The 26663-nt window shown below is 67.2% G+C and carries 26 protein-coding genes and 1 tRNA gene; 13 read left to right on the forward strand and 14 right to left on the reverse strand.

Annotation, left to right across the window (positions count from 1 at the left end):
• Window positions 1-10 precede the first annotated feature (10 nt).
• From AC5P7X_RS04305 to AC5P7X_RS04320, 4 genes are all read right to left on the reverse strand, one after another.
• Complete coding sequence (locus AC5P7X_RS04305) at window positions 11-517, reverse strand: hypothetical protein (protein ID WP_005416111.1); 507 nt, start codon at window positions 515-517, stop codon at window positions 11-13.
• Window positions 514-1914: a PhoH family protein gene (locus AC5P7X_RS04310; RefSeq protein ID WP_005416112.1), complete on the reverse strand. Its 1401-nt coding sequence runs from the start codon at window positions 1912-1914 to the stop codon at window positions 514-516. Before AC5P7X_RS04310 ends, AC5P7X_RS04305 begins: the two co-directional genes overlap by 4 nt.
• A gap of 84 nt (window positions 1915-1998) precedes the next feature.
• Window positions 1999-2478 carry a peroxiredoxin gene (locus AC5P7X_RS04315; protein WP_206619786.1) on the reverse strand — a complete coding sequence of 160 codons (480 nt, stop codon included), beginning with the start codon at window positions 2476-2478 and terminating at the stop codon, window positions 1999-2001.
• 92 nt (window positions 2479-2570) lie between these two features.
• On the reverse strand, window positions 2571-3131 hold the full coding sequence (locus AC5P7X_RS04320; RefSeq protein WP_005409051.1) for a glycine cleavage system transcriptional repressor: 561 nt from the start codon (window positions 3129-3131) through the stop codon (window positions 2571-2573).
• 164 nt (window positions 3132-3295) lie between these two features.
• On the opposite strand from AC5P7X_RS04320, the gene dapA reads away from it, so the two are divergent.
• Together dapA and AC5P7X_RS04330 are read left to right on the forward strand one after the other, a co-directional pair.
• Window positions 3296-4189, forward strand: coding sequence for a 4-hydroxy-tetrahydrodipicolinate synthase (gene dapA / locus AC5P7X_RS04325; RefSeq protein WP_005416114.1), 894 nt, complete (start codon window positions 3296-3298; stop codon window positions 4187-4189).
• A 32-nt stretch (window positions 4190-4221) separates the two neighbouring features.
• A complete protein-coding gene (locus AC5P7X_RS04330; protein ID WP_005416115.1) occupies window positions 4222-4737 on the forward strand; it encodes a hypothetical protein in 516 nt (171 codons plus the stop codon).
• A gap of 198 nt (window positions 4738-4935) precedes the next feature.
• Here AC5P7X_RS04330 and fdxA read toward each other — a convergent pair whose 3' ends face one another.
• Complete coding sequence (fdxA, locus tag AC5P7X_RS04335; RefSeq protein ID WP_005409054.1) at window positions 4936-5259, reverse strand: ferredoxin FdxA; 324 nt, start codon at window positions 5257-5259, stop codon at window positions 4936-4938.
• A gap of 194 nt (window positions 5260-5453) precedes the next feature.
• Between fdxA and AC5P7X_RS04340 the strand changes: the two genes are divergently transcribed.
• A complete protein-coding gene (locus AC5P7X_RS04340) occupies window positions 5454-6878 on the forward strand; it encodes a sugar porter family MFS transporter (RefSeq protein WP_495214443.1) in 1425 nt (474 codons plus the stop codon).
• A gap of 449 nt (window positions 6879-7327) precedes the next feature.
• Here the strand turns inward: AC5P7X_RS04340 and AC5P7X_RS04345 are convergent.
• Window positions 7328-7402: transfer RNA gene (locus tag AC5P7X_RS04345), tRNA-Glu, on the reverse strand.
• Window positions 7403-7454: 52 nt separating this feature from the next.
• Here AC5P7X_RS04345 and pcnB point away from each other — a divergent pair.
• The 6 genes from pcnB (at window position 7455) to pgi (ending at window position 13056) form a co-directional block, all read left to right on the forward strand.
• Window positions 7455-8828 (forward strand): polynucleotide adenylyltransferase PcnB, encoded by a 1374-nt coding sequence (gene pcnB / locus AC5P7X_RS04350; RefSeq protein WP_095377484.1) that lies wholly within the window; start codon window positions 7455-7457, stop codon window positions 8826-8828.
• A gap of 3 nt (window positions 8829-8831) precedes the next feature.
• Window positions 8832-9317 (forward strand): 2-amino-4-hydroxy-6-hydroxymethyldihydropteridine diphosphokinase, encoded by a 486-nt coding sequence (gene folK / locus AC5P7X_RS04355; RefSeq protein WP_005416118.1) that lies wholly within the window; start codon window positions 8832-8834, stop codon window positions 9315-9317.
• Window positions 9318-9351: 34 nt separating this feature from the next.
• Window positions 9352-10167, forward strand: coding sequence for a 3-methyl-2-oxobutanoate hydroxymethyltransferase (gene panB / locus AC5P7X_RS04360; RefSeq protein ID WP_014646749.1), 816 nt, complete (start codon window positions 9352-9354; stop codon window positions 10165-10167).
• The gene (gene panC / locus AC5P7X_RS04365; RefSeq protein ID WP_171958211.1) at window positions 10164-11003 is read left to right on the forward strand and encodes a pantoate--beta-alanine ligase; all 840 of its coding nucleotides are present in this window, start codon (window positions 10164-10166) and stop codon (window positions 11001-11003) included. The genes panB and panC overlap by 4 nt, the downstream gene beginning before the upstream one ends.
• 161 nt (window positions 11004-11164) lie before the next feature.
• Entirely contained in the window at window positions 11165-11545 is a 381-nt protein-coding gene (gene panD / locus AC5P7X_RS04370) for an aspartate 1-decarboxylase (RefSeq protein WP_006432456.1), read from the forward strand.
• Window positions 11542-13056, forward strand: coding sequence for a glucose-6-phosphate isomerase (gene pgi / locus AC5P7X_RS04375; RefSeq protein WP_329843081.1), 1515 nt, complete (start codon window positions 11542-11544; stop codon window positions 13054-13056). The genes panD and pgi overlap by 4 nt, the downstream gene beginning before the upstream one ends.
• A gap of 102 nt (window positions 13057-13158) precedes the next feature.
• Here pgi and AC5P7X_RS04380 read toward each other — a convergent pair whose 3' ends face one another.
• Together AC5P7X_RS04380 and AC5P7X_RS04385 are read right to left on the reverse strand one after the other, a co-directional pair.
• Window positions 13159-13722: a response regulator transcription factor gene (locus tag AC5P7X_RS04380; RefSeq protein WP_005409063.1), complete on the reverse strand. Its 564-nt coding sequence runs from the start codon at window positions 13720-13722 to the stop codon at window positions 13159-13161.
• The gene (locus AC5P7X_RS04385; protein WP_049414674.1) at window positions 13719-14945 is read right to left on the reverse strand and encodes an ATP-binding protein; all 1227 of its coding nucleotides are present in this window, start codon (window positions 14943-14945) and stop codon (window positions 13719-13721) included. The genes AC5P7X_RS04380 and AC5P7X_RS04385 overlap by 4 nt, the downstream gene beginning before the upstream one ends.
• 114 nt (window positions 14946-15059) lie before the next feature.
• Between AC5P7X_RS04385 and ispG the strand changes: the two genes are divergently transcribed.
• From ispG to AC5P7X_RS04400, 3 genes are all read left to right on the forward strand, one after another.
• A complete protein-coding gene (gene ispG / locus AC5P7X_RS04390) occupies window positions 15060-16325 on the forward strand; it encodes a flavodoxin-dependent (E)-4-hydroxy-3-methylbut-2-enyl-diphosphate synthase (RefSeq protein ID WP_049423521.1) in 1266 nt (421 codons plus the stop codon).
• Window positions 16306-17085, forward strand: coding sequence for a phosphatase PAP2 family protein (locus AC5P7X_RS04395; protein ID WP_495214444.1), 780 nt, complete (start codon window positions 16306-16308; stop codon window positions 17083-17085). The genes ispG and AC5P7X_RS04395 overlap by 20 nt, the downstream gene beginning before the upstream one ends.
• A 170-nt stretch (window positions 17086-17255) precedes the next feature.
• Window positions 17256-17903: a response regulator gene (locus AC5P7X_RS04400; RefSeq protein ID WP_005416124.1), complete on the forward strand. Its 648-nt coding sequence runs from the start codon at window positions 17256-17258 to the stop codon at window positions 17901-17903.
• Window positions 17904-18197: 294 nt separating this feature from the next.
• Here AC5P7X_RS04400 and eda read toward each other — a convergent pair whose 3' ends face one another.
• From eda to zwf, 5 genes are all read right to left on the reverse strand, one after another.
• A complete protein-coding gene (gene eda / locus AC5P7X_RS04405) occupies window positions 18198-18857 on the reverse strand; it encodes a bifunctional 4-hydroxy-2-oxoglutarate aldolase/2-dehydro-3-deoxy-phosphogluconate aldolase (protein ID WP_329843083.1) in 660 nt (219 codons plus the stop codon).
• A gap of 232 nt (window positions 18858-19089) precedes the next feature.
• Window positions 19090-21006: a phosphogluconate dehydratase gene (gene edd, locus AC5P7X_RS04410; RefSeq protein WP_495214445.1), complete on the reverse strand. Its 1917-nt coding sequence runs from the start codon at window positions 21004-21006 to the stop codon at window positions 19090-19092.
• A 58-nt stretch (window positions 21007-21064) separates the two neighbouring features.
• Window positions 21065-21787, reverse strand: a complete 723-nt coding sequence (pgl, locus tag AC5P7X_RS04415) for a 6-phosphogluconolactonase (RefSeq protein ID WP_049413491.1) — start codon at window positions 21785-21787, stop codon at window positions 21065-21067.
• Window positions 21784-22791 (reverse strand): glucokinase, encoded by a 1008-nt coding sequence (glk, locus tag AC5P7X_RS04420; protein WP_005416128.1) that lies wholly within the window; start codon window positions 22789-22791, stop codon window positions 21784-21786. The genes pgl and glk overlap by 4 nt, the downstream gene beginning before the upstream one ends.
• Complete coding sequence (zwf, locus tag AC5P7X_RS04425; RefSeq protein ID WP_005416129.1) at window positions 22788-24224, reverse strand: glucose-6-phosphate dehydrogenase; 1437 nt, start codon at window positions 24222-24224, stop codon at window positions 22788-22790. Before zwf ends, glk begins: the two co-directional genes overlap by 4 nt.
• A 352-nt stretch (window positions 24225-24576) precedes the next feature.
• Here zwf and AC5P7X_RS04430 point away from each other — a divergent pair, with 352 nt between their 5' ends.
• Complete coding sequence (locus AC5P7X_RS04430; RefSeq protein ID WP_053500554.1) at window positions 24577-25659, forward strand: ABC transporter ATP-binding protein; 1083 nt, start codon at window positions 24577-24579, stop codon at window positions 25657-25659.
• A 113-nt stretch (window positions 25660-25772) separates the two neighbouring features.
• On the opposite strand, the gene ygfZ is transcribed toward AC5P7X_RS04430, so the two are convergent.
• Window positions 25773-26648 carry a CAF17-like 4Fe-4S cluster assembly/insertion protein YgfZ gene (gene ygfZ, locus AC5P7X_RS04435; RefSeq protein WP_346607941.1) on the reverse strand — a complete coding sequence of 292 codons (876 nt, stop codon included), beginning with the start codon at window positions 26646-26648 and terminating at the stop codon, window positions 25773-25775.
• Window positions 26649-26663: the final 15 nt, after the last annotated feature.

The raw sequence follows: 26663 nt of genomic DNA on the forward strand, positions 1-26663 counted from the left end.
GCGAGGCCCCTCAGGGCCCGCCGAAGCCGCCGTTGAACTGCAGCTCGCTGAAGGTGTTGCTGGCCGGGTCGAACACGGCGCCCCAGAACTGTGCGCCGCCATCGCAGACGCGGATCGCTTCACGGGCCGGATTGACGCCGCTGTCGTCGGGCAGGTGGAAGGCGTTGATGTAGATCAGCCGCTTGCCGGCGCTTTCGATGCCGACGTACTGGCGGTCGAAGTCCAGCACCTTCGGGACCTGCGCTTCCAGCGACGACAGCTTCGCCTCCAGCTGGTCGACCTGCTGCCGGCTGGGCGCCCAGTAACCCGACACCCGCCCGGCCTCGCGGCCGGGGCTGGGGCGCGAGCAGGTGTCGAGCACCTGCGCGGCGATGATCGGGCGGGTGACCACCCAGGACTGGCCGGTGCGCTCGGCGGTGGGCACGCTGGCCGGGCCGCGCGTGGTCGTACAGGCACCGAGCACGGCGGCGAGGGTGATCGCAGCCGTGGGCAGCAACAGGCGCGTGCAGCGGTTCACAACACCTCCGAAGCGTAATCGGCCAGGCGCGAACGCTCGCCACGGCGCAGGGTGATGTGCGCACTATGCGGCCAGTTCTTGAAGCGGTCCACCGCGTAGGTCAGGCCCGAAGTGGTCTCGGTCAGGTACGGGGTGTCGATCTGCTCGACGTTGCCCAGGCAGACGATCTTGGTGCCGGGGCCAGCGCGGGTGATCAGCGTCTTCATCTGCTTGGGGGTGAGGTTCTGCGCCTCGTCCAGGATCAGGTAGCGTGACAGGAAGGTGCGGCCGCGCATGAAGTTCATCGAGCGGATCTTGATGCGGCTGGCCAGCAGGTCGTTGGTGGCCTGGCGGCCCCAGGTGCCGCCTTCCTGGTTGTGCGTGAGCACTTCCAGGTTGTCGGTCAATGCGCCCATCCACGGCGTCATCTTCTCTTCCTCGGTACCGGGCAGGAAGCCGATGTCCTCGCCCACGCTGACCGTGGCGCGGGTCATGATGATCTCGCGGTAGCGCTGCTGGTCCATCGTCTGCGCCAGGCCGGCGGCCAGTGCCAGCAGGGTCTTGCCGGTGCCGGCGGTGCCCAGCAGCGTGACAAAGTCGATCTCCGGGTCCATCAGTGCGTTGAGGGCGAAGTTCTGCTCGCGGTTGCGTGCGCTGATGCCCCACACGGCGTGGCTGCCGTGGCGGAAATCATCGACCAGCGACAGCACCACCTTGCCATCGCCGACGACGCGGCTGACGCGCAGCTCGACTTCATCCTCGCCTGGCAGGTAGACGTACTGGTTCGGATACCACTCCTCGCCGTCCTGTGCCTGGATTTCGTAATGCGAGCGGCCCTTGTCGCTCCAGCTGCGCAGGTCGTCGCCGTGGCGTTTCCAGAAGTCTTCCGGCAGCTCGGTAGCGCCGGTGTAGAGCAGGCTGAAATCGTCCAGCGCGCGGTCGTTCTCGTAGTCCTCGGACACGATACCGGCGATGGCGGCCTTGATCCGCAGGTTGATGTCCTTGGAGACGAACACCACCGGCAGGTCGGGGGTTTCTTCCTTCAGGGCCAGGATCGCGCCGAGGATGGCGTTGTCCGGGATCACCTTGCCGAAGCTCTTGCCAGCATCGAAATGACTGGTCTGGAAGCGCAGCTTGCCGGCGCTCTGCTTGCCGCGCAGCTGCAGGCCATTGGGCCGCTGCAGCGGAATGCCGTCGGCCAGGTTGTCCAGCCCGGAGGCCTGCACCAGCTCGTTGAGGAAGCGGCTCACCTGGCGGGCGTTGCGGCTCGCCTCGGAGGTGCCCTTCTTGCCGTTGTCCAGCTCTTCGATCACCTGCATGGGCAGGTAGACGTCGTGCTCCTCGAATTTGAACAGCGCGGTGGGATCGTGCATCAGCACGTTGGTATCCAGCACGTAGATGCGCTTGCCTCGGGTCATCGTCGATTCCTGGTTACGGACAGGGAAAAACCACCACGGCCTGCTGCAGGGCAGGGTGATGGCAGACACAGTAGGCAGTGGGACTCACTTGGACTGGGAGGCCTTCAGTTCGGCGAGAACGGCATCGGCATGGCCGGCGACCTTGACCTTGCGCCAGGACTGCACGATGCGGCTGTCGGGGGAAATCAGGAAAGTGCTGCGTTCGATGCCGCGTACCTGCTTGCCGTACATGTTCTTCATCCTGATCACGTCGAAGGCGGTGCACAGCGCTTCGTCGCCGTCGCTGACCAGCGGGAAATTGAAGCCCTGCCTGGCACAGAAGTTGTCGTGCGACTTCACCGAGTCGCGCGAGACGCCCAGCACGACGGCGCCGGCTTTCCTGAACTCCGGCAGCAGCGCGTTGAAGTCGATGCCTTCGGTGGTGCAACCCGGGGTGCTGTCCTTGGGATAGAAATACAGCACCAGCCATTGGCCTGCGTAGTCGCCGAGGGTGGCCTGGTCGCCGCCGGACAGTGCCAGTGGCAGGGAGAGGGTGGTGCTGTCCAGGGTGTCGCCGTTGTTCATGAGGTCCTTCTGTCGAGCCTGGGTTCTTTCTACGACAATTGCATGAAACGCCACGCGCCCGTGAGAGGCGCGCGAAGAATCCGCACTTCCGATCAGAATTTCATCGGGTCCATGATCGCGTCCAGGTTCAGGTGGTCGCAGAACTCGAGGAAATCGTCGCGCAGCGCGGCGATGTGCATGTTGGCCGGCACGCCGATGGTGACCTGTGCGCTGAACATCTCCGCACCGGTCTGCATGGCGCGGTAGCGCGTGCTCTGCAGGTTCTCGATGGTGATGCCCTGGCGGTCGAAGAAATCGGCCAGCTGGAACAGGATGCCCGGCTTGTCGGCGGCGATCACTTCGACAATGTACGGCAGCAGGTTGGACTGCGCCTGCTTGGCGGCGGTGCGGTACCAGACCAGCTTCAGGCCTTCCTCGCGCTCCAGCCGGGTCAGCATCGCCTCGAGCTTGGCCACCGAGTCCCAGGAGCCGGTGGCCAGGGCGGTAACCGAGACATCGCGGCCGACCGTGGCCAGGCGTGCATCCACCAGATTGCAGCCGCTGTCGGCGATGCGGCGGGTGACGGACAGCAGGGGGGACTCCGGATGCGTCGTATAGGCGTTGATCAGGAGGTGGTTTTCGCTCGGCGCGGGGCGCGGGGTGGTGTCGGTCAAGGCGATTCCGGGTAATGCATGCGTTAGTCTGAATGCCCGCCAGAGGCGGGGATCCACCGGTGTCCAGCATACTTGCCCGTGCTTTCGCGCCGCAAGTAACATTCAAGTCGCCCCCGGCCTTTCGTGGCGGGCGTTTTCCCTTCCCAGCCAAGAGCAGCACGTCCTTGTCCCTTTCCGGCCTCATCACCGCGCTGGCGACCCCGTTCCGGGCCGACGGCGCCCTCGATCCCGACGGTTGGCAGCGCCTGCTGCACCTGCAACTGGAAGGTGGCGTCCATGGCGTTGTCGTAGCCGGCTCTACCGGCGAAGCGGCAACGCTCACCGACGCCGAGTACGACCTGCTGCTGGCCAGCGCGGTCGAGCGCATCGGCGGCCGCATTCCGGTCCTGGCCGGTACCGGCCTTTCGGGCACTGCCAAGACCATCGAACAGACCCGTCGTGCCGCCGCCCTCGGCGCCAGCCACGCGCTGGTGGTCACGCCGCCGTACGTGCGCCCCACCCAGGCCGGTCTGATCGCGCACTACCGTGCGGTGGCCGACCAGGGCGGGCTGCCGGTCGTGCTGTACAACGTGCCCGGCCGTACCGGTTGCGACATGCAGCCTGAGACCGTGGCCGAGCTGGCCAGCCACCCCAACATCGTCGGCATCAAGGAGGCGGTGGGTGACACCGGCCGGGTGCAGGCGCTGCTCGCCCTGCGCAGCCCACAGTTCGCCGTGCTCAGCGGTGACGACGGTACGGCCGCGCGTTCGATCCAGGCCGGTATCGACGGCCTCATCTCAGTGGGTTCCAACGTGCTTCCCGGTGCCTACCGCCGGATGTGCGAGCTGGCCGCCGCACACGACCACGAAGCCACCGCGTCGTGGGATGCGCGCCTGCATCCCTTCCATGATTTCTGCGGCGTCGAACCGAACCCGATCCCGGTCAAGGCGCTGCTGCGCCGCATCGGCATCGGTCACGACCTGCGCCTGCCACTGCTGCCGTTGTCGGCAGCGCATCATCCGGCTGCCGACCATCTTGCCGGCGACATCGCCGCCCTCGAAGCCCTTTCCAGCCACTGACCTTCCGTCTTGGTCTGACCCAGGAGATTCACATGCGTCAATCCGTTTCCACCGTCCGCGTGCTGTCCTATGCCCTGCTTGCCGTGGCGGTCGCTGCCGGCACCACCGGCTGCTTCAAGCGCGGCGCCAAGGGCGACTACGCCCTGGCCCCGGAAATGCGTCCGCTGGAAGTGCCGCCGGACCTGAACCTGCCCAATGCCACCACCGACAACAAGGTGCCGACGTTGGCCTCGGCCACCAAGCCGGCGGCGCCGGTTGCTGCGGCTCCAGCAGCCGGCAGCACCGGTTTCACCATTGCCGGTGGCAAGGATGAAGCCTTCGCCAAGGTCGGTACCGCACTGGAAGGCGTGGAGGGCGTGACCATTGCCAGCCGCGCGCAGTTGCTGGGTTCGTACGACGTGGCCTACGAGGGCAGCAACTTCCTGGTCCGCGTAGTGGCCGTCGATGCCGGCGCCTACATCTCCGCGGTTGACCCGCGTGGCCTGCCGGCCACCGCCGAAGCGCCGGTGAAGCTGATCGCCGCGCTGAAGGCGAAGCTCGCCCAGTAAGGGCTGGTCGGATGGCTGCGGGCCTTGGTCCGCACCCGCTCTGGTAGCGGCCGACCTTGGTCGGCGCTTTTGTGCCAACCAAGGTTGGCACCTACCAGGTTGCGCGGTTGGCACCTGCCGGAGCGCACGGTTGGGGTCTGCCGAAGAACAGAAAAGGGCGCCCATGGGCGCCCTTTTCGTTACCGCCGTGGGCGCTTCTCAGCGCTCCAGCAGCTTCAGCTTGTCCGGCTTGCCATCCCATTCGCCGGCGTCGGCGGGCGGGTCCTTGCGCACGGTCAGCACCGGCCATTCCTTCGCCAGCTCGGCGTTGAGGGCAACGAAGCCTTCCTGTCCGGCAGGAACATCGTCCTCCGGGAAGATCGCATTGACCGGGCACTCCGGCTCGCAAAGGGTGCAGTCGATGCACTCATCCGGGTCGATCACCAGGAAGTTCGGGCCTTCGTGGAAGCAATCCACGGGGCACACTTCCACGCAATCGGTGTGTTTGCACTTGATGCAGTTTTCGGTGACGACAAAGGGCATGGGCTTGGGGGTGGATCGATTCCTGAACCTGCCAATTCTAGAACAGGTTGGCCCCCGGTGTCGGCGCGGGGCGGAGAACGGGCGTCTGGCAGGCGCGACCGTGGGAGTCATTGGCGGCACGGCGGGGGCTGTGCGACGCTGCGGGGCACTCGGTCGCCCACCGTGGCCGGACTCCCTTCCCAGCAGGATCGTCCATGTCCCAAACCCAGCCCAGCACCGCGCCCCATGGCGGTGAGAACACTGCATTCATCGTCCTGATCAGCTGCGTGGCCACCCTTGGTGGATTCCTGTTCGGTTTCGACAGTGGTGTCATCAATGGCACGGTCGATGGCCTCCGCCAGGCCTTCAACTCCAGTGAGGCGGCGCTCGGTTTCGAAGTCGCCTCGATGCTGCTGGGCTGCGCGATCGGCGCCTTCCTGGCCGGGTGGCTGGGTGATCGCCTGGGGCGCCGCGGTGTCCTGATCGTGTCAGCGCTGATGTTCCTTGTCTCGGCGCTCGGTGCCGGCGCGGCCCACGCGTCCTGGCTGTTCATCGCCGCCCGCGTGCTGGGCGGTTTCGCGGTGGGCGCGGCCAGCGTGATGTCACCGGCCTACATCGCCGAAGTCGCCTCGGCGCGTTACCGCGGCCGGCTGGCCACGGTGCAGCAGATGGCGATCATCTGCGGCTTGTTTGCGGCCTTCCTCAGCAATTACCTGCTGGCGCGTGCCGCCGGCGCCTCGACCGAGCCCCTGTGGCTGGGCCATGAGGCCTGGCGCTGGATGTTCTGGATGCAGGTGCTGCCCTCGGGGCTGTTCCTCCTGTTGTTGCTGGTGATCCCGGAAAGCCCCCGTTTCCTGGTCTTGAAGGGGCGCCAGGGGCAGGCGAGGGCGGTGCTGGCGCGGCTGTACGGCGAGGCCGCGGCCACGGCCAAGCAGGCCGAGATCGAGGCGAGCCTGGCCCAGGACCAGCACAAGCCGCGCTTCGGCGACCTGCGCAACAAGGCCACCGGCAAGCTGCGCCCGATCCTCTGGGTGGGTATCGGCCTGGCCATGTTCCAGCAGCTGGTCGGCATCAACGTGGTGTTCTACTACGGCGCGGTGCTGTGGCAGGCGGTGGGTTTCTCGGAAAGCGACGCGCTGCTGATCAACGTGTTGTCCGGCGCGCTGAGCATCGGTGCCTGCCTGCTGACGGTACTGCTGATCGACCGCATCGGGCGCAGGCCGCTGCTGTGGATCGGTTCGGTCGGCATGTCGGTGGCGCTGGTGCTGATGGTGGTGGCGTTTGCCAGCGGCAGCCTCGTCGATGGGCGCCTGCAGCTGTCCGATGGCATGGGGCGGCTGGCGCTGGTGGCAGCCAACGTCTACGTGGTGTTCTTCAACATGTCCTGGGGCCCGGTGATGTGGGTGATGCTGGGCGAGATGTTCCCCAACCAGATCCGCGGCCCGGCGCTGGCGGTGGCGGGTGCGGCGCAATGGACCTCGAACTTCGCGATCACCGTGACGTTCCCGATGCTGCTGGCCGGCATCGGCCTGGCCGGCGCCTATGGCATCTACGCCGTCGCGGCGATCCTCTCGATCTACTTCGTGGTCCGCTACGTGCGCGAGACCAAGGGCAAGGAGCTGGAGCAGATGGAAGGCTGACGGCGACTGGCTTCGGTTGCATTCCGTTGGCGCCTGCCTGTCCAGAGTGTGAGGGGGCAGGCCGCCCTCTCCAGGACACGCAAAAGCCCATCCATGGTGCTCGATGGCGCCATCCATGGCGCCAACGGTCCTGGAGAGGGCGGCCCGCCCCCTCCTGACAGTTTCATGGTGCGTGCGGATGCGGCGAAGTGCTGGTCGGTTGTTGCCGCAGCTCGCGGGAAACCGTCCAGAGTCGGTGGGGTCACCCAGGGCAGGACCGTTGGCGCCAAGGATGGCGCCATCGAGCCCCCATGGATGGGTTCACGGCGTGTCCTGCCCTGGGTGACCCCACCGGCTCAAGCCGATTGCAGGCAGGCGCCAAAGCGACCAAGCCGATCGATGCCATTGCAAACCCCGGAAAACAGAAAAGCCCGCACAAGGCGGGCTTTTTCGGTTCCTGCTGCGGCGACTGGCGCTCCCTAGGGGACTCGAACCCCTGTTTTAGCCTTGAGAGGGCCACGTCCTAACCACTAGACGAAGGGAGCGTAACTGTGTCGCTGCCGAGGCAGGAGCGCTAGTATATGCACCTCGATGCCATTGGGCAATCCCGAAACTTCAACCGGAAGCGCCAACATCATTTCCCCTGCTACATCACCGTTCAGCCTGCGCGTCATCCCGCGCGACCAGCACACGATCTCCCGCAAGGACATCAGCCCGAACGCCCTGCGCGTGCTTTATCGCCTGCGCGATGCCGGCTTCGGCGCCTACCTTGTCGGCGGCGCGGTGCGCGACCTGCTGGTCAATGGCCAACCCAAGGATTTCGACGTGGCCACCGATGCCACGCCCGAACAGGTCAAGCAGCTGTTCCGCAACTGCCGCCTGATCGGTCGTCGGTTCCGCCTCGCCCACGTTGTGTTCGGCCGCGAAATCATCGAAGTCGCCACCTTCCGTGCCAACAGCGATGACGGCAGCGGCGACCGCGAGATGGAAAACGGCATGCTCGTGCGCGACAACGTGTACGGCACCATCGAAGACGACGCGGTCCGCCGAGACTTCACCTGCAACGCCCTGTACTACGCCATCGAGGACTTCTCGGTGCGCGACTACACCGGCGGCTTCGAAGACGTCCAGGCGCGCCTGATGAAACTGATCGGCGATCCCGAGCAGCGTTATCGGGAAGACCCGGTGCGCATGCTGCGTGCGGTGCGCCTGGCGGCCAAGCTCGGCTTCCAGATCGAAGAGGGTACCGCCGCGCCCATCCCGCACCTGGCCGGCCTGCTCAACGAAGCCGCGCCGGCGCGCCTGTTCGAGGAAGTGCTCAAGCTGTTCCTGTCCGGGCACGGCGTGGCCAGCTTCGAAGGCCTTGAGCGTTACGGCCTGCTCGACGTGCTGTTCCCGGAGAGCGCCAGGGCGCTGAAATCCAACCGCACCGGCGCGCTGCGCCGCATGCTGGTCGAGGGCCTGGCCAACACCGATGCTCGCGTGGCCAACGACGAGCCGGTCTCGCCGGCGTTCCTGTTCGCATTGCTGCTGTGGCCGGCGTTCTGCCGCGCACAGGCGACCCTGCTCAAGCAGGGAGTGGCACCGGAAGAGGCGCAGCGCCGCGCCGCCGACCGGGTCACCGTGCAGCAGCTCAGCACCATCGCGCTGCCGCGCCGCTTCTCGCTGCCGATGCAGGAGATCTGGCTGCTGCAGTCGCGCTTCAGCTCGCGCCAGCGCAAGCGCGTATTCCGTACCCTGACCCACCCGCGCTTCCGCGCCGCGTTCGATTTCCTCAGCCTGCGCCAGGTCGCTTCGTCCGAGCATGCAGTGGATGTCGAGTTCTGGCGCGAAGCACAGGCGCAGTCCGGTCGCGAGCTGGAGTCGTCGCTGGATGCGATGCACAGTGAAGACGGCGATGACGAGAGCGGGGCACCGCGCAAGCGCCGCCGTCGCCGTCGACGTCCCGGTGCTGCTGCGGCGGGCGAGTAAGCGATGACCCTCGCCTGGATCGGCCTCGGCGCCAACCTTGGCGACGCGGCCGCGACCGTGGGCGCGGCGATTGCCGCGCTGGACGGCCTGCCGGGAACGCGCCTGCGACAGGCCTCGCGGCTCTATGCAACCCCGGCCTGGGGCAATGAAGACCAGCCGCCGTTCGTCAATGCCGTGGCTGCGGTCGAAACCACCTTGGCGGCCGATGAGTTGCTGCAGGCCATGCTGGCGCTGGAGCGGGGATTTGGCCGCGTGCGCGATCCGGCGGTGCACTGGGGGCCGCGCGCGCTGGACCTCGACCTTCTTCTTTACGGCACGCAGGTGATCGACCTGCCCGGCCTGCAGGTACCTCATCCCTACCTGCACGAGCGTGCCTTCGTGTTGGTGCCACTGGCCGAAATCGCGCCTGATCTGGCCATTCCCGGTCATGGCAGCGTGCGGGATGCAGTGGTGCGGGTGGATGCCTGCGGGATTGCGCCGATAGGGTGATAATGACCGGGTTATCTCCCCCGGTTATCAGCACATGAGCACCCACGCAGACAGCAAGCCCTGGACCGTTCCCGCCCTGGCCGAGGCCAAGCGCAATGGCCAGAAGCTGGTCATGTTGACCGCCTACGACGCCGGCTTCGCCCGCACCTTCGATGCCAACGGCGTCGATCTGATCCTGATCGGCGATTCGCTGGGCATGGTCGTGCAGGGTCATGATTCGACCCTGCCGGTGACCGTGGCCGACATGGTCTACCACACCCGCGCCGTGGCCCGCGTGCTGCAGCGTGCGCTGCTGGTGGCCGACCTGCCGTTCGGTGCCGATGCCACCCCGGAACGCGCGCTGGATGCCTCGCTGCAGCTGCTGCAGGCCGGTGCCGAGATGGTCAAGATCGAAGGTGCCGGCTTCAAGGTCGACATCATCCGCTACCTGGTCGAGCGCGAGATTCCGGTCTGCGCGCACCTGGGCCTGACCCCGCAATCGGTGCTGCGCCTGGGCGGCTTCAAGATCCAGGGCCGCGGCGATGCTGCGCGCCAGCTGGTGGAGGATGCCAGGGCCGTGGCCGCCGCAGGCGCCAGCATCATGGTGCTTGAATGCGTGCCGACCCCCGTCGCCGCCGAAGTGACCGCTGCGGTGGATGTGCCGACCATCGGTATCGGTGCTGGCCCGCAGTGCGATGGCCAGGTGCTGGTGCTGCACGATTTCCTCGGCCTGGACAGTGGCCATCGCCGTCCCAAGTTCGTCAAGGATTTCCTTGCCGAAGGCGGCTCGGTGGCCGGTGCCACCCGCGCGTTTGCCGACGCCGTGCGCGACGGCAGCTTCCCCGACGAACAGCACGCCTACGCCCAATGATCCAGACCTTCAACGAGCTCGGCGCGCTGCGCGGGCAGATCGCCCAGTGGAAGCGCGAGGGCCTGCGCGTGGCGCTGGTGCCGACCATGGGCAACCTGCATGGGGGCCACCATTCGCTGGTGGCCCTGGCCCGCCAGTATGCCGACAAGGTGGTGGCGAGCATCTTCGTCAACCCGACCCAGTTCGGGCCGAACGAGGACTTCAGCCGCTACCCGCGCACGCCCGAGGCCGACGTTGCCGGGCTGGAGCAGGCTGGCTGCGATGCGGTGTGGCTGCCCAGCGTCGAGGCGATGTACCCGCTGGGCGTGGACAAGACCACGCGCGTGCACGCGCCGGGCGTGAGTGAAGTGCTGGAAGGTGCCAGCCGCCCGGGGCACTTCGATGGCGTCTGCACGGTGGTGGCGCGCCTGTTCCTGCAGGTGCAGCCGGAGGTGGCCGTGTTCGGTCGCAAGGACTACCAGCAGCTTGCCGTGATCAGGCAGATGGTGGCCGAGCTGTCGTTCCCGATCCAGATTGTTGGTGCGGAGATCGTGCGCGACGAGGATGGCCTGGCCAAGAGCTCGCGCAACCAGTACCTGAGCGCCGAACAGCGTCCGGTCGCGACCACCATCCACCGGACCCTGCTGGGCATGCGCGAAGGCTACGTGGCCGGGCAGGCACGTGATCGCATCGAGGCCGAGGCCACTGCCGCATTGCAGGCGGCCGGTTTCCAGGTTGACTACGCGGTGCTGCGCACTCCGGAGCTGGCCGAGCCGACCTTCGACGGCGGCGGCCGGGTGGCGCTGATCGCCGCACGGCTGGGTACCACCCGGCTGATCGACAACCTGGAGTTCTGAGTTCCGGCGGCGCCGCGCGATGCATGGGGTCAGATCCCTTTCCCAGGGGAAAAGGGATCCGCCCCTGGTTTCACCGCCTACCTGAACAGGTTGCCGGCCGTAATGCCCGGCGCTGTGCGGGTGCTAGAATCCGCTCTTTCCTTTGCTGTTGCAGCGCCCCCATGCACCTGTCCCTGCTCAAGACCAAGATCCACCGCGCCACCGTCACCCATTCCGAGCTGAACTACGAAGGCTCGATCGCCATCGATGACAACCTGCTGGCTGCCACTGGCATCCGCGAGTTCGAACAGGTGCACATCTGGGACGTGACCAACGGTGCGCGCTTCTCGACCTATGCCATCCGCGCCGAAGCCGGCAGCGGCGTTGTCTCGCTCAACGGTGGCGCCGCGCGCCACGTGCAGGTCGGTGACATCATCATCATCGCCGCGTTCGCCAGCATGACCGAGCAGGAAGCTGACAGCTTCAAGCCGAAGCTGGTGTACGTTGATGGCAACAACCAGATCACCCACACCAACGACACGATCCCGACCCAGGCCGCATGACAACGAACAACGGATTCGACTCGCTGCACTCCCACGCCCAGCGCCTGAAGGGCGCAAGCATTCCCGGTCTGCTCGCCGCCGAACCCGGCCGCGTGCAGGACCTGGCGCTGCGGGTCGGTCCGTTGTACGTCAACTTCGCCCGTCAGAAATACGATGCCGCGGCGCTGCAGGCGTTGCTGGCGCTGGCTGCTGACCGTGATGTCGGTGGCGCCATCACCCGCCTGTTCCGCGGCGAGCAGGTCAATCTGACCGAAGGCCGCGCCGCGCTGCATACCGCGCTGCGTGGCGACGTGGTCGATGCGCCGGTGGCGGCCGAGGCCTATGCCACCGCGCGTGGCATCCGCCAGCGCATGGGCGTGCTGGTGCGCGCGCTGGAAGACAGCGGCGTGACCGATGTGGTCAGTGTCGGCATCGGGGGTTCCGACCTTGGCCCGCGCCTGGTCGCCGATGCGCTGCGCCCGGTCAGCGGTGCGCGTCTGCGCGTGCATTTCGTGTCGAACGTGGACGGCGCCGCCATGCAGCGCACGCTGGCCACGCTGGATCCGGCGAAGACCGCCGGCATCCTCATCTCCAAGACCTTCGGCACGCAGGAAACCCTGCTCAACGGCCAGATCCTGCACGACTGGCTGGGTGGCAGCGAGCGCCTGTATGCGGTCAGCGCCAATCCGGAGCGCGCCGCCAAGGCCTTCGCGATCGCCGCCGATCGCGTGCTGCCGATGTGGGACTGGGTCGGTGGCCGTTATTCGCTGTGGTCGGCGGTCGGTTTCCCGATTGCGCTGGCAATCGGCTTCGAACGTTTTGAACAGTTGCTGGAAGGCGCGGCGCAGATGGATGCGCATGCGCTGGATGCACCGCTGGAGCGCAACCTGCCGGTGCTGCATGGCCTCACCGACATCTGGAACCGCAACCTGCTGGGCCATGCCACGCACGCGGTGATGACCTACGACCAGCGCCTGGCGCTGCTGCCGGCTTACCTTCAGCAGCTGGTGATGGAAAGCCTGGGCAAGCGCGTGCAGCGCGACGGCCAGCCGGTCACCGTCGACACCGTGCCGGTGTGGTGGGGTGGGGCGGGCACCGATGTGCAGCACAGCTTCTTCCAGGCGTTGCACCAGGGCACCAGCGTCGTTCCGGCCGACTTCATCGGCTGTGTGCACAACGATGATCCCTATACGATCAATCACCAGGCCTTGCTGGCCAACCTGCTGGCGCAGACCGAAGCACTGGCCAATGGCCAGGGCAGCGAAGATCCGCACCGCGACTACCCGGGGGGCCGGCCGAGCACGCTGATCCTGCTCGACGCGCTGACCCCGCAGGCGCTGGGTGCACTGATTGCCATGTACGAGCACGCTGTGTACGTGCAGTCGGTGATCTGGAACATCAACGCCTTCGACCAGTTCGGTGTCGAACTGGGCAAGCAGCTGGCCAGTGGCCTGCTGCCGGCGCTGCAGGGCGAGGATGTGGCGGTTGCCGACCCGATGACCCGCGAGATCCTGGCGCAGCTGAAGGGCTGATGCCCTGGTAGTGCCGGCCGCTGGCCGGCATTCCGGTGACGTGCCCAGCGTTCATGAGGTTGCCGGCCAGCGGCCGGCACTACCGGCGCATGGCGTGGCGTCTCACCGGCTCGGATCGCGCTCCGGGCTGGGCCGCTTGGCCAGCTTGCGCTGCAGTGAGCGCCGGTGCATGCCGAGCAGGCGTGCGGCCGCTGACACGTTGCCGCCGGTCTCGTGCATCGCCTGCTGGATGTGTTCCCATTGCAGGCGGCTGATCGGCGTCATCGCATCGGGCACTTCCATTTCGCCATCGTCGGCCGGGCCGTCGTCCTCCTCACCGAGGGCGCGCAGGATCATCGGCACCGTGGCCGGCTTCGGCAGGTAATCATCCGCGCCCAGCTTGATCGCCTCCACTGCGGTGGCGATGCTGGCATAGCCGGTCACCAGCAGGATGCGCATGTCCGCGCGCAGTGCGCGCAGCGGCTGGATCAGCGCCAGGCCGGAATCGCTGCCCAGCTTCAGGTCGATCAGCGCGAACGCCGGCGGATGCTGGCGGGCCAGTGCCAGGGCACTGGCGGCATCCTGTGCGGTCTGTGTTTCCAGGCCCTTGCGGGCCAGGCTGCGCTGCAGGGTGCGCAGGTACAGCTCGTCGTCGTCGACCAGCAGACCAAGGGTTGAGGCGCTCATGGGGTTTCCTCGCGTGGGGCCAGCGGCAGGCGGAAGCCGACGCGGCTGCCGGCCCCCTGGGCCGGGCGCATCCACATCTCGCCGTCGAGGCGTTCGATGGTGGCATGGGACAGGGCCAGGCCGACGCCCATGCCCTCGCTCTTGCTGCTGCCGAACAGCTTGCCCGGCAGCACGGCGGCACGGGCGTCGAAACCATGGCCGTAGTCGCGTACTTCGCCGATCAGGTCGTCGCCCTCGATGCGCAGGTCCAGGTCCACGCGCGGCCGGCCGGCCTTCTCGCCGGCATCGGCGGCATTGTTGAGCAGGACCATCAGCAGGTGGCCTACGCCCGGGTCGAGTGGCAGCCGCAGCGGCGCATCGTCGTTGCGATGCAGGTCGATGGTCGGTCGCACCAGGCGCCATTGCTCCAGCACCTGCTGGGCGCTGGAGTGGCTGCGACCCGGTGCATCGGCCGAAGCCGGGGCGGCCAGTGCCAGCACGCGCTCACGGCACTGCACCAGCAGCTCGCGCAGGGTTTCCATGTCCTCGCGCACTTCCGGCTCTTCGCTGCGCTCGGCGACGTCATCGGCGAGCAGGGTCATGGTCGCCAGCGGTGTGTTCAGCTCATGTGCCACCGAGGCGGCATGGGTGGCCAGGGCGACGATGCCCTCGTTGCGGGCGAAGCGCTCACGCAGCGCCGACAGTTCCAGTTCGCGCTCCCGCAGGGCCAGTGCCAGGCGGGTGGAGAAGGCCAGCACCACTGTGGCGGAAATCAGGAAGTTGGCGACCACGCCCCAGCGATTGAGGTCCTGAGCGCGGAAGTAGCCGTCCGGCAGCGCCTGCCCGAAGATGCCGCTGGCGGCGTAGCCGAGCAGGCAGGCCAGCGCGACCGCCAGTGCCCAGCGCAGGGGCAGGGCGAACGCGGCCAGCGCGATCAGGATCAGGAACAGTGAACTGAACGGGTTGGCCATGCCGCCGCTCCAGCCCACCATCCAGGTCAGGATGATCACGTCCACCAGGATATGGCCGAATGCGGTCAGCGGCGCAGTGTCGGCCGCTTCCGGGCGCAGCTGGGTGTAGACGTTGAACAGGGCCAGCACCGCCACGCCGGCCCACAACGGCAGCTGCGGCAACGGCAGGCCCAGCACCCAGGTCGCGACCAGGATGGTGGCGGCCTGGCCGCCTACGGCAAGCCAGCGCAGGCTGCACAGGGTACGGAGAAACGGGGCGTCGGGACCGGTCATTCACGCTCATCGTATGCGTTCATGCGTGTACATGCCTGCGACAATCGGCCGCAGCCGTGCCGCAGGCTGAATGCGAGTCACCCCGAATGCGGGAGTGGGCGGTAGAATGCGCCCATGCACGACGCCGTCACCCGCCCGACTCCCCCCTCCGATGCCACCGCCTGGCCCCGTCGCCAGACCCATGCCGTCCAGATCGGCGGGGTCACCGTAGGCGGCGGCAAGCCGGTGGTGGTGCAGTCGATGACCAACACCGATACGTCCGACGTGGCCTCCAGCGTGAAGCAGGTGGCCGAGTTGTGGCGTGCCGGCTCGGAGATGGTGCGGTTGACCGTCAACACCGTGGAAGCCGCTGCGGCCATTCCGCGCATCGTCGACAAGCTGGCGATGATGGGTATCGATGTACCGCTGATCGGTGACTTCCACTACAACGGCCACCAGCTGCTCACCGCCGAACCGGCATGTGCGGAAGCGTTGGCCAAGTACCGCATCAACCCGGGCAATGTCGGCTTCGGCAAGAAGAAGGACCTGCAGTTCGCCCAGTTGATCGAGTTCGCGATCCGCTACAACAAGCCGGTGCGCATCGGTGCCAACTGGGGCTCGCTGGACCAGGCCCTGGCGGCCAGGCTGATGGACGAGAACAACCTGCGCGAGCAGCCCTGGGACGCCGGCCGCGTGCTGCGTGAGGCGCTGATCCGTTCGGCGCTGGATTCGGCCGAGCAGGCCGTGGAACTGGGCCTGCCGCGCGATCGGATCGTGCTGTCGGCCAAGGTCAGTGGCGTGCAGGAACTGATCGCGGTGTACCGCGACCTGGCGCAGCGCTCGGACTTCGCCCTGCACCTGGGCCTGACCGAAGCCGGTATCGGCAGCAAGGGCATCGTCGCCTCGTCGGCAGCGCTGAGCGTGCTGCTGCAGGAAGGCATCGGTGACACCATCCGCATCTCGCTGACCCCGGAACCGGGCCAGTCGCGCACGCAGGAAGTGATCGTCGCCCAGGAACTGCTGCAGACCACCGGCCAGCGCGCCTTCACGCCGCTGGTCACGGCCTGCCCGGGCTGCGGCCGCACCACCTCCGAGTTCTTCCAGGAACTGGCCAAAGTGGTGCAGAACCACGTGCGCGAGAAGATGCCGCTGTGGAAGATCCACCACCCGGGTGCGGAGAACATGACCCTGGCGGTGATGGGCTGCATCGTCAACGGGCCGGGTGAGTCGCGCCATGCCAACATCGGCATCTCCTTGCCGGGCACGGGCGAGACGCCGGCAGCACCGGTATTCGTCGATGGCGAGAAGAAGGTGACCCTGCGTGGCGACAACATCGCCCAGGAGTTCGTCGCCCTGATCGACGATTACGTCGAACACAAATATGTCCGAAGCGCCGGATAAGCCTGCGATCCTCGCCGCTCCGGAGTCGGCCTCCGGTTTCCGCCACTGGATGGCGCGCAACGCCTGGCGCCTGGTCCTGCTGTTCGGTGGCGTACTGCTGCCGTTGGCGGGCTTCGTCGCCCTGGCTGACGAAGTGCACGAATTTGAATCGTTCCATTTCGATGCGCCGCTGCTGTGGCAGATGCATGGCCTGCATTCGCCATGGCTGGACCGCTTCTTCGTGCTCATCTCGAAACTGGGCTACGAGTGGTTCCTGATCCCTGCTGACGTGCTGATCATCGGTGCGCTGCTGGGCTACCGGCGCTGGCGCGAGGCGACCTTCGTCGCGGTCAGTTTCGTGGGATCGGCGTTGCTGAACACGGGCAGCAAGCACTTCTTCCAGCGCCAGCGCCCCAGCCTGTGGGAGTCGATTGCGCCGGAATCGACGTTCAGCTTCCCCAGCGGGCACGCCATGGGCTCGATGACCCTTGCCGCGACCCTGGTGCTGCTGGCCTGGAATACCCGTTGGCGCTGGCCGGTACTGCTGCTGGCGCCCCCGTTCAGCCTGCTGGTGAGCGTCTCACGGGTCTATCTGGGCGTGCATTATCCCTCGGACATCCTGGCCGGATGGTGTGCCGCGCTGGTTTGGGTGGTAGGGTGCTATCTGGTCATGTTCAGTCGCCGGCATCCTTGGCGACGTCGGGATTCGCCGCCAGCGACGGCCAGCGAAGCATCATCACAGGGGGGTGACGTGGATGACCCTTCCGAGGCGTCTACGTAATAGATCAGTTGTTTCGTTGCAGCAGGTTCTGCAAGACAGGGGGCAAGCACAACGCGCGTTACTGTGATGCGCAAGGCAGAACGCCTGGATCGCGTCCCGAACGCGCTTGCAGGGGTATCGGCGCCCTGCCTAGCTTGACCTGCAATGGCCGCATTCGAAGAGGTACGTGAATGACGATTCGAGTCTACCTGGTGGATGACCATGCGCTGGTCCGCACCGGGATGAAGATGATCCTGTCGGGGGAGACCGACATCGAGGTGGTGGGCGAAGCCGAGACGGGGGAAGACGCACTGCGCGACGTCCGCCAACTGTTGCCGGACGTGGTGCTGTGCGACCTGCACCTGCCCGGTGTGAGTGGCATGGAAGTGACCGAGCGCATCGTCCGCAGCCACCGCAACACCCGCGTGGTGATCGTATCGGTGCTGGAAGACGGGCCGCTGCCGAAGCGCTTGCTGGAGGCGGGGGCCGCGGGCTACATCGGCAAGGGCTGCGATGCACAGGAGCTGCTGCGCGCGGTGCGCGATGTGGCCATGGGCCGTCGCTACCTGGGCACCAGCATCGCGCAGAACCTGGCACTGTCGACGGTGGAGGGCAATGGATCGCCGTTCGACAGCCTGTCGCCGCGCGAACTGGAAGTAGCCTTGCTGCTGACCCAGGGCCTGCGCCAGGAAGACATCGCGCGGCGCCTGAGCCTGAGTGCGAAGACGGTGAACACGCACAAGGCGCGGTTGTTCGAGAAGATGGGGATCCACGACAACATCGCGCTGGCGCGCATGGCCAGCCAGTATGGGCTGGTGGATCCGGCGCGGCCGTTGTAAGGGTTTCGGCCAACGGCTGAGCCCCTCGCGGTGGTGGTGCGGTTGGATTTCTGGGGTTGGCCCTGCGGAGGGACCGCGCAGGGGACGCCGTGAATCCATCCTTGGGACTCGGGCGCGCCGTCCATGGCGCGTACGCCCCTGCGCAATCCCTCCGCAGGGCCACCGACAGTTTCCGTGCGCCGCCACCGCGGAATGAAGATTGAAGAGCAGGAGCGGGTCGCGCGCTGTGCGCGCTCGCAGCCTGGCGTCGGATCCCTTTCCCGGCGGGAAAGGGATCTGACCCCGATCTACATGTCAGTGGCCGCGCACGCGCTTGATGATCTTCGCGGCGTCGGCGGCGCTGGCGCGCACCTTGTCCCATTCGCCGTCGACAATCCAGTTGCCCGGCACCATCCACGAACCACCGATGCAGACCACGTTCTTCTGCTCGAGGTACTCGGCGGCGGTGTTCTCGGTGATGCCGCCGGTCGGGCACAGCTTGAGGTCGGCAACCGGGCCGGCCAGTCCCTTGATCATCGCCAGCCCGCCCACGGCTGTGGCCGGGAACAGCTTGCACACGCGGAAACCGCGGGCGTAGAGCGACAGCAGCTCGGTCGGCGTCGCCGCACCCGGCACCACCGGCAGCGGCGCAGCGGCAAGTGCATCAGCCAGCGCCGGCGGCGTCCCCGGGGTCACCAGGAAGTCAGCACCCGCATCGATCGACTGCTGCATCTGCTCCACGGTCAGCACCGTACCGGCACCCACCACCACGTCCGGCAGCTCGCGCTTGAGCATTGCCAGCGCTTCCATCGCCACCGGCGTGCGCAGCGTCAGCTCGATCGCCGGCAGACCACCTTCCAGCAGCGCCGCACTGACCGCTCGCGCCTGGTCCAGCGTATGAATCGTCACCACCGGCAGGATGCCCGCCGCGTGCAACAGCTCCGCCGCCTTCACCTGATGTTGTTCGATACCCATAGCTCTGCTTCTGCCTTTGCTTTCGAATTTGATTTTCAATGATCACTTCGCGGCATTGATGCGCCGGAGAGTGGGATGCGGCGGAGGGCAGGCCGTCGCCAGGACCGTCCGCGCCATGGATGGCGCGACCGAGCCTACAGGGACGTATTTACGGCGTGTCCTGGCGACGGCCTGCCCTCCGCCGCCACCCGCAAACTGACCGCCGCGGCAAACCCACAACGCTCTTCAACCTTCAGGCGTCCTTCGCCTCATGCGGCGCCGCCGCCGCTGCGGCATCGTGCCCCAGCTCATACTCCGCGTCGTACTCCCACGGCCCGCCATCGGCCGCCGCCGGCCCGCACGAAATCGAAATCGCGCCCTGGTCGGCCGGGCCCACCACGCGACGGTTGATCGCGAACAGGTTGCGGCCCAGGTCATGCGCGGCCGGCGCGGTGTTCGGCGCCAGCGGACGTGCTGCCCATTCCGCCGCGTCCACCAGCACTTCCAGCGTGCCGGCCTCGCCGTCGAGGCGGATCATGTCGCCCTCGCGGACCTTGGCCAGCGGGCCACCACGCGCCGCTTCCGGCGTCACATGGATGGCCGCCGGGATCTTGCCCGACGCACCGGACAGGCGGCCGTCGGTGACCAGCGCCACGCGCCGGCCCTGGTTCTGCAGCAGGCCCAGCAGCGGTGCCAGCGAATGCAGTTCGGGCATGCCGTTGGCACGCGGGCCCTGGTAGCGCACCACCGCCACGAAGTCCTGCGGCAGCAGGCCACCGGCGTGCAGCTTGGTCAATACCTGCGGTGCATCGACCACCACCGCAGGTGCTTCGATCGTCCGGTACTGCGGTTTCACCGCCGACAGCTTGATCAGCGACTTGCCGAGGTTGCCACGCAGCAGGCGCAGGCCGCCCTGGTGCTCGAACGGATTGTCGACGCCACGAACCACTTCGTCATCGGCGCTGTGTTCCAGGCCCGGCAGGTAGACCAGCCGGCCGTCACGCAGTTGCGGCTCGCGCGCATAGTCGGACATGCCGCCACGCGCGACGCTGACCAGATCGCCGTGCATCAGGCCCGCCTTGATCAGCTCGCCGAACACGAAGGCCGGGCCGCCAGCGGCCGCGAAACGGTTCACGTCGGCCTCGCCGTTCGGGTAGACACGGGCCAGCAGCGGAATCAGCTGCGACAGTTCGTCGAAGTCGTCCCAGGTCAGCACGATGCCGGCCGCACGCGCCACCGCGATCCAGTGGATGGTGTGGTTGGTCGAACCGCCAGTGGCCATCAGCGCGATGACCGCGTTGATGATCGCGCGCTCGTCGATGATCCGGCCCAGCGGGCGGAAGTCGTCGCCCAGTGCGGTGATGTCCAGCGCGCGTTCGGTTGCCTCGCGGGTCAGGGCGTCGCGCAGCGGCGTGCCCGGATTGACGAACGATGCGCCCGGCAACTGCACGCCCATGGCTTCCAGCAGCACCTGGTTGGAGTTGGCCGTGCCGTAGAAGGTGCAGGTGCCCGCACCGTGGTACGACGCGGACTCGGCTTCCAGCAGCTCTTCGCGGGTGGCCTCACCGGCGGCGTAGCGCTCGCGCACTTCGGCCTTCTGCTTGTTCGGGATGCCCGGGGTCATCGGGCCGGCCGGTACGAACACCGCCGGCAGATGGCCGAAGGCCAGCGCACCGATCAGCAGGCCCGGCACGATCTTGTCGCACACGCCGAGGTAGACGGTGGTATCGAACATGTCATGGCTGAGGCCGATGGCCGTGGCCTGGGCAATGACATCGCGCGAGAACAGCGACAGCTCCATGCCACCACGGCCCTGGGTGACACCGTCGCACATCGCAGGGACGCCGCCGGCGACCTGTGCGGTGGCGCCCAGCTCGCGGGCGATGTCGCGGATCTGTTCGGGATAGGTCTCGAACGGCTGGTGGGCCGACAGCATGTCGTTGTAGGCGGTGATGATGCCCAGGTTCGGCGTCACGCCGCCGCGCAGGCGGCTCTTGTCGGTGCCGCCGCAGGCGGCGAACCCGTGGGCGAGGTTGCCGCAACTCAGGCGGCTGCGGAACGGGCCCTCACGCAGGGAGGCATCGATCGCGGCCAGATAGGCGGCGCGCGAGGCGGCGCTGCGGCGGATGACGCGCTCAGTGATGGCTTGCAGTTGAGGATGGAGGCTCATTGGCTACCGGCGTTCATGGTGGCGAGAGGCAAGCGGCGGCACGGCGCCGCCGCCGACATCAATCAGCCCAGTGGACGCGCAGGCGCGCGCCTTCCAGGTTGATCGCATTGAGGATCGGGTACTGCTGGGCGTCGTTGCTGTCCAGCGCCTGGCGCAGTACCTGCAGCTTCTGCTTGCCACGCAGCAGCAGCAGGCGCTGGCGGCACTGGCGCAGGCCGTGCGGGGTCAGCGTGATGCGCAGCGGCCACTGGTTCGCGCCTGGGCAGCCGGTGGCATCCAGCGCGGCATAGGGCAGGGTGCTTTCCAGTGCGCGTGCGAGGTCTTTCGAGCCCGGGAACAGCGAGGCGGTGTGCCCGTCGTTGCCCATGCCCAGCGCTACCAGGCTCGGCGGCTGGCTGTGCTGCGCCTGCAGGTTGGCGGTGTACACGCATTCGGGCAGTGGCTTGCCGATCCGTACCAGCGGATCGAAGTGGGCGCCCTCGGTGCGCTTGAGCAGGTGCTCGCGCACCAGCCAGGCGTTGCTGTCGCGATCCTGCGGCGACAGCCAGCGCTCGTCGGCCAGGCTCACTTCAACACGGTCCCAGTGCACGTCCAGCTCGGCCAGTGCCTGGTAGACCGGGGCCGGCGTGGTGCCGCCGGACAACAGGATGCGGGCGCGGCCCACTTCATTGATGTCGTGGTTGAGGGTGCGTGCCATCTCAGCGGCCACCGCTTCGATCCAGCCGTCGGCGTCGCCGTGCTGGATGAACTCGATGCGGTCGTCGTGGAAGCTGGGGTTCATGCGGCAACTCCTGGTGCGTCACGTTCGGCGTCGGTGGCATAGGCAGCGGCGCCCAGCAGTCCGGCGTGGGGATGCATCACCGCCAACGAGGGCACGCGCGCCATGATCGAGGAGAAGCGGCCCTTGTGTTCGAAGCGCTGGCGGAAACCGGAGTGCTGCAGCGAATCGAGCATCTTCGGGGTCAGGCCTCCGGTCAGGAACACGCCATCCCAGGCGCCCTGGGTGAGCACCAGGTCACCGGCGATGGCGCCGAACACGGCGCAGAACACGTCCACGGTGCGCATTGCCTGCGGATCACCGTGAAGGGCACGGGCGGTCACGTCCACCGGCTGCAGCTGGCCCGGGTCGATACCGGCCATCTCGCACACGGCGCGGTGGATGTTGACCAGGCCGGGGCCACAGATCAGGCGCTCGTTGGAGACGCGGCCGAACTGTTCGGACAGGATCTCGAGGATGCGGATCTCTTCCGGAGTTCCCGGCGGGAAACTGACATGGCCGCCTTCGGTTTCCAGCGGATAGCAGCGGCCGTGGCGCATGATCAGGCCGCCCACGCCGAGGCCGGTACCCGGCCCGATCACTGCGTAGTTGCGCGGCTGGCCCGGCTTGCCCGGAACCCAGGCGGCACCGCCGACCTGGACCACGTCCTCGGGTTGCAGCAGTGAGATCGCCATCGCCTGTGCGGCAAAGTCGTTGATCAGGTGCAGTTCGTCGAAACCGAGCATCGCTGCGGTGCGGTTGCGCGAGATCACCCACGGATGGTTGGTGATGCGCGCTTCATCGCCATCAACGCGACCGGCCACTGCGAACACGCCGCGGCTTGCGCTGGCGCCGATCTGTTCCAGATGGTGGCGCGCGGCATCACCCAGCGAAGGGAACTCCGCCACCGCGTATTCGCGGATGCTGTCCTTCCGCAGCGGCGCGTCCTGCGAGGTGTCGGCCAGGGCGAATCGGGCGTTGGTGCCGCCGATGTCGGCCACCAGCACCGGCTGCGAGCTGGCGCTCATGCCGACGCTCCGCTGTCCGGTGCGTCCACGCCCTGCGGCAGGAACTCGCCGGCATTGCTTGGGCCCCATTGGCCGGCGGGGTAGGGCTCCAGCGGCAGCTTGGCGTCCTTCCACGCGTCGGCGACGCTGTCGATCCAGGCCCACGCTGCACGCACTTCGTCGTCGCGCACGAACAGCGTGTGATTGCCATTGAAGGCATCCAGGAACAGGCGCTCGTAAGCGATGCGGCGATGCAGGCCGGTTGGCACTGACAGTTCCAGTTCCAGCGGATGCAGTTCCAGCGCGCCCCATTCCGGGCCGGCCAGGCTGCTCATCAGGCCCAGTTCGATGTTTTCCTGCGGCTGCAGCTGGAACACCAGGCGGTTCGGTGCGGCCTGCGCGCGCTGCGGGCGCTCGAACAGCCAATGGGTGACCGGCTTCAGCGTGACCACCACGCGGGTGGTGCGCTCGGGCAGGCGCTTGCCGGTGACCAGATGGAACGGCACGCCGCTCCAGCGCCAGTTGTCGATATGCGCGGTGACACCGGCGAAGGTTTCCACGTCGCTGCCTTCCGGCGGCTGGTAAGCCTGCGCCGGCTGGCCGTTGATGGTGCCGGCGGTGTAGCGGCCGCGGATGCTGTCACGCGCGGCGTGCTTCGCGTCGAGCGGGCGAAGGGCGCGCAGCACCTTGACCTTCTCGTCGCGGATGCGGTCGGCTTCCAGCGACGCCGGCGGCTCCATCGCCACCATGCACAGCAGCTGCAGGATGTGGCTCTGCACCATGTCGCGCAGCGCGCCGGAGCGGGCGTAGTAGGCGTCACGGCCGTCCACGCCTTCGCTCTCGGCCACCAGGATGTGCACCGATTCGATGTAGTTGCGGTTCCACACCGCTTCCAGCAGCGTATTGCCGAAGCGCAGCGCGATCAGGTTCTGCACTGCCGCCTTGCCCAGGTAGTGGTCGAGGCGGAACACGCGGTCCTCGTCGATCCACTGGCCGATGGTGCTGATGATTTCCTCGGCGCTCTCGCTGTCGCTGCCGATCGGCTTCTCCAGCATCAGGCGTGCCGGCGCGGCGAGGGCGCCGCCCTTGGCCAGGCCTTCGCAGGTGGAAATGTACAGGCCCGGCGGAATGGCGAGGTAGCTGACGCACTTGCGGTGCACCAGGTCGGAGACCGCAGCGGCAACCGAGTCGACGTCGCGCAGGTCCACCGAACGGTAGTCGATGCGGCGCAGCAGGGCAGCGATGTCGTCCTGCGTGGCCATCGGCATGGCCTGCTGCAGGCGCGGCCGCAGGATGTCATGGAAGGCTTCGGTGTCATGCCCGGACAGGGCCAGTGCGCGGATGCGGAAGTCCTCCGGCAGCAGGCCGTCGCCAAGCAGGCGAAGCAGCGAAGGGAACAGGTAGCGCTGGGCCAGATCACCTGTGGCACCGAACAGGAAGAGGGTGTCGTGCATCGCTCGAGTTTCAGATCCGGGTGACATCGTTGTCAATCGCTTCATGGCTGGGTTCGGGGGACATCCGCGCAACTGCCTGTCCGAGGTTCGTCAGGGGCGATCTCCGGGGTTGCGGAAGACCGTTCCATTCGAAACCACTACCTCGGCGGAACCTTCGTTCAACCGCCGACGCAGATCGGTGCGCACCGATCATCGGATAGTGCCACGTGAAAACGTTTACATGGCAGAATGGGCAACTGTATTCGATTGCAGTGCTCGCCGTCATGCGGCAGGCGCGCAATCATCACTGCCATCGGGAGGGCCGAGGCAGTCCCAAAAGACAGCCCGGCTTCGGGCGGACCGGATAGGTGATATGGCAAAAGTGCAGTTGCAGGGTGTGCGCAAGGTCTATGACAACGGCCAGGTCGCGGTGAAGGACGCCACCTTCGAGGTCGCCGATGGCGAGCTGATGGTGCTGGTCGGTCCGTCCGGCTGTGGCAAGTCGACCCTGTTGCGGATGGTGGCGGGCCTGGAAGAGATCAGCGGTGGCACGCTGACCATTGGTGATCGCGTGGTCAACGACGTGGCGCCGAAGGATCGCGACATCGCCATGGTGTTCCAGAGCTACGCGTTGTATCCGCACATGACCGTGGCCGAGAACCTGGCCTTCGGCCTGAAGCTGCGCGGGCATGACAAGGCAACCATCGACAAGCGCATCGCCGAAGCCGCGCAGACGCTGGGCCTGACCGAGATGATGGACAAGCTGCCCAAGGCGATGTCCGGTGGCCAGCGTCAGCGCGTGGCACTGGGCCGGGCGCTGGTGCGCGAGCCGGCGGTGTTCCTGCTCGACGAGCCGCTGTCCAACCTCGACGCCAAGCTGCGCCACAGCGTGCGCACCGAGATCGCGCAGTTGCACCGCAAGCTGGGCACCACCATGATCTACGTGACGCACGACCAGGTTGAAGCGATGACCCTGGGCCAGCGCATCGTGGTGCTGAAGGACGGCATCATCCAGCAGATCGATACGCCGATGGCGCTCTACGACCGCCCGGCCAACCTGTTCGTGGCCGGTTTCCTCGGCAGCCCGGCGATGAACGTGCTGCGCGGCACGCTGCAGGGCGATGCCGGCGGCGTGAGCGTGGTCGACGGCGAATGGCGTGCCCCCCTGGGCCAGGCGACGATCGATCCGGCATGGCTGCAGAAGCCGATCGCGGTGGGCGTGCGCCCGGAGCACCTGCAGCCGGCGGCTGCCGATGATGCGCATGCATTCACCGCGCGCATCGAAGGCATCGAACCGGTCGGCAACGAGATCTTCGTCAACATGAGCAGTGGCCAGCACGCGCTGACCATGCGCGTGGCACCACAGTCGCTGCCAGCAGTGGGCGAGCAGATCCGCGTGGCGATTCACCCGCAGGGCCTGCATTTCTTCAACCCGGAAACCGGCGAGCGGCTCTGATTCTGTAGAGCCGAGCCCATGCTCGGCTACTTCGTTGCAGTGCGGACCAACGGTCCGCACCCACCGGGTCGGTCAGTAGATCCACGCCATGCGTGGATGAGGGCGCGTCAGATTCAGCGGGCCAGGCCATCCAGCAGCGGTACGCGCTGCGCAATGGCATCACCCACCTGCAGCTCGGCGTCGCCAGCCTCCAGCGGCAGCACCGCCAGCGCCAGGTCACCGGCTACGCTGGCGATCGTGCCCAGCGTCGCGCCGTCCTGCAGCACGCCATCGCCGGCCTGTGCCGGTGCCGCAGTATGCAGCAGCTGCACCGCGCGCTTGGCCTTGCCGAGGAAGTGGGTGCGGGCGACGATTTCCTGGCCCGGGTAGCAGCCTTTCTTCACGCTGTAGCCATTCAGGCGGTCCAGGCCCAGCTGCTGCGGGGTCCACACTTCGCGCTGGCTTTCGTCCAAGCGCGGCAATCCGTAGCGCAGGTCGGCCTGGCGCCAGGCGAGGGCGAAGGCGGCCTCATCGGTTTCGCTGCCGGATGCAACGGCAGCCGCCGCCCCGATGCGCAGGGTGCGCGGCAGGGCGTCGCTGCCCAGGTCCAGCTCCCAGCCGTCACCTGCAGCGAGCGCGATCGCGGCGCCGCTGGCAGCCTCGGGCGCAGTGAACGCACCGGCCACGGCCAGATCGCTGCGCACCTGTACCTGCACCTTGCGACGGAACACGAAGCGCTGCAGTTGCGACGCAATCGCATCGGCATCGCCGTCGGCCAGCACCAGCATCACGTGATCGTCGGCCAGCCGGAGCAGCTGGAACACTGCCAGGGTGCGGCCCTTGGCAGTCAGCCAGGCGCTCCACTGCCAGTGCAGCAGGGGCAGGGCGGTGACATCGCTGCTGAACTGGGCGTGGGCGAAGGCGGCCGCATCCGGGCCCTGCAGGCTCAGCAGCTGGTGGCCGGGCAGGCGCGGATATCCGACGAAAGCAGGGGGCAGGTTGTCAGGCACGTGAACGAGGTCTAA

The organism is Stenotrophomonas sp. YJH_SMC_53, from assembly GCF_059369995.1.

Coding starts and splice junctions, on each gene's coding strand:
- AC5P7X_RS04380 (WP_005409063.1), bottom strand. CDS start 13,722: ATGAGCGCCTCAACCCTTGGTCTGCTGGTCGACGACGACGAGCTGTAC.
- AC5P7X_RS04385 (WP_049414674.1), bottom strand. CDS start 14,945: ATGACCGGTCCCGACGCCCCGTTTCTCCGTACCCTGTGCAGCCTGCGC.
- eda (WP_329843083.1), bottom strand. CDS start 18,857: ATGGGTATCGAACAACATCAGGTGAAGGCGGCGGAGCTGTTGCACGCG.
- glk (WP_005416128.1), bottom strand. CDS start 22,791: ATGAGCGCCAGCTCGCAGCCGGTGCTGGTGGCCGACATCGGCGGCACC.
- folK (WP_005416118.1), top strand. CDS start 8,832: ATGACCCTCGCCTGGATCGGCCTCGGCGCCAACCTTGGCGACGCGGCC.
- ispG (WP_049423521.1), top strand. CDS start 15,060: ATGCACGACGCCGTCACCCGCCCGACTCCCCCCTCCGATGCCACCGCC.
- panD (WP_006432456.1), top strand. CDS start 11,165: ATGCACCTGTCCCTGCTCAAGACCAAGATCCACCGCGCCACCGTCACC.
- pgi (WP_329843081.1), top strand. CDS start 11,542: ATGACAACGAACAACGGATTCGACTCGCTGCACTCCCACGCCCAGCGC.
- AC5P7X_RS04400 (WP_005416124.1), top strand. CDS start 17,256: ATGACGATTCGAGTCTACCTGGTGGATGACCATGCGCTGGTCCGCACC.
- pgl (WP_049413491.1), bottom strand. CDS start 21,787: ATGAACCCCAGCTTCCACGACGACCGCATCGAGTTCATCCAGCACGGC.
- panB (WP_014646749.1), top strand. CDS start 9,352: ATGAGCACCCACGCAGACAGCAAGCCCTGGACCGTTCCCGCCCTGGCC.
- zwf (WP_005416129.1), bottom strand. CDS start 24,224: ATGCACGACACCCTCTTCCTGTTCGGTGCCACAGGTGATCTGGCCCAG.
- AC5P7X_RS04340 (WP_495214443.1), top strand. CDS start 5,454: ATGTCCCAAACCCAGCCCAGCACCGCGCCCCATGGCGGTGAGAACACT.
- AC5P7X_RS04395 (WP_495214444.1), top strand. CDS start 16,306: ATGTCCGAAGCGCCGGATAAGCCTGCGATCCTCGCCGCTCCGGAGTCG.
- panC (WP_171958211.1), top strand. CDS start 10,164: ATGATCCAGACCTTCAACGAGCTCGGCGCGCTGCGCGGGCAGATCGCC.
- AC5P7X_RS04315 (WP_206619786.1), bottom strand. CDS start 2,478: ATGAACAACGGCGACACCCTGGACAGCACCACCCTCTCCCTGCCACTG.
- AC5P7X_RS04310 (WP_005416112.1), bottom strand. CDS start 1,914: ATGACCCGAGGCAAGCGCATCTACGTGCTGGATACCAACGTGCTGATG.
- AC5P7X_RS04430 (WP_053500554.1), top strand. CDS start 24,577: ATGGCAAAAGTGCAGTTGCAGGGTGTGCGCAAGGTCTATGACAACGGC.
- fdxA (WP_005409054.1), bottom strand. CDS start 5,259: ATGCCCTTTGTCGTCACCGAAAACTGCATCAAGTGCAAACACACCGAT.
- AC5P7X_RS04330 (WP_005416115.1), top strand. CDS start 4,222: ATGCGTCAATCCGTTTCCACCGTCCGCGTGCTGTCCTATGCCCTGCTT.
- edd (WP_495214445.1), bottom strand. CDS start 21,006: ATGAGCCTCCATCCTCAACTGCAAGCCATCACTGAGCGCGTCATCCGC.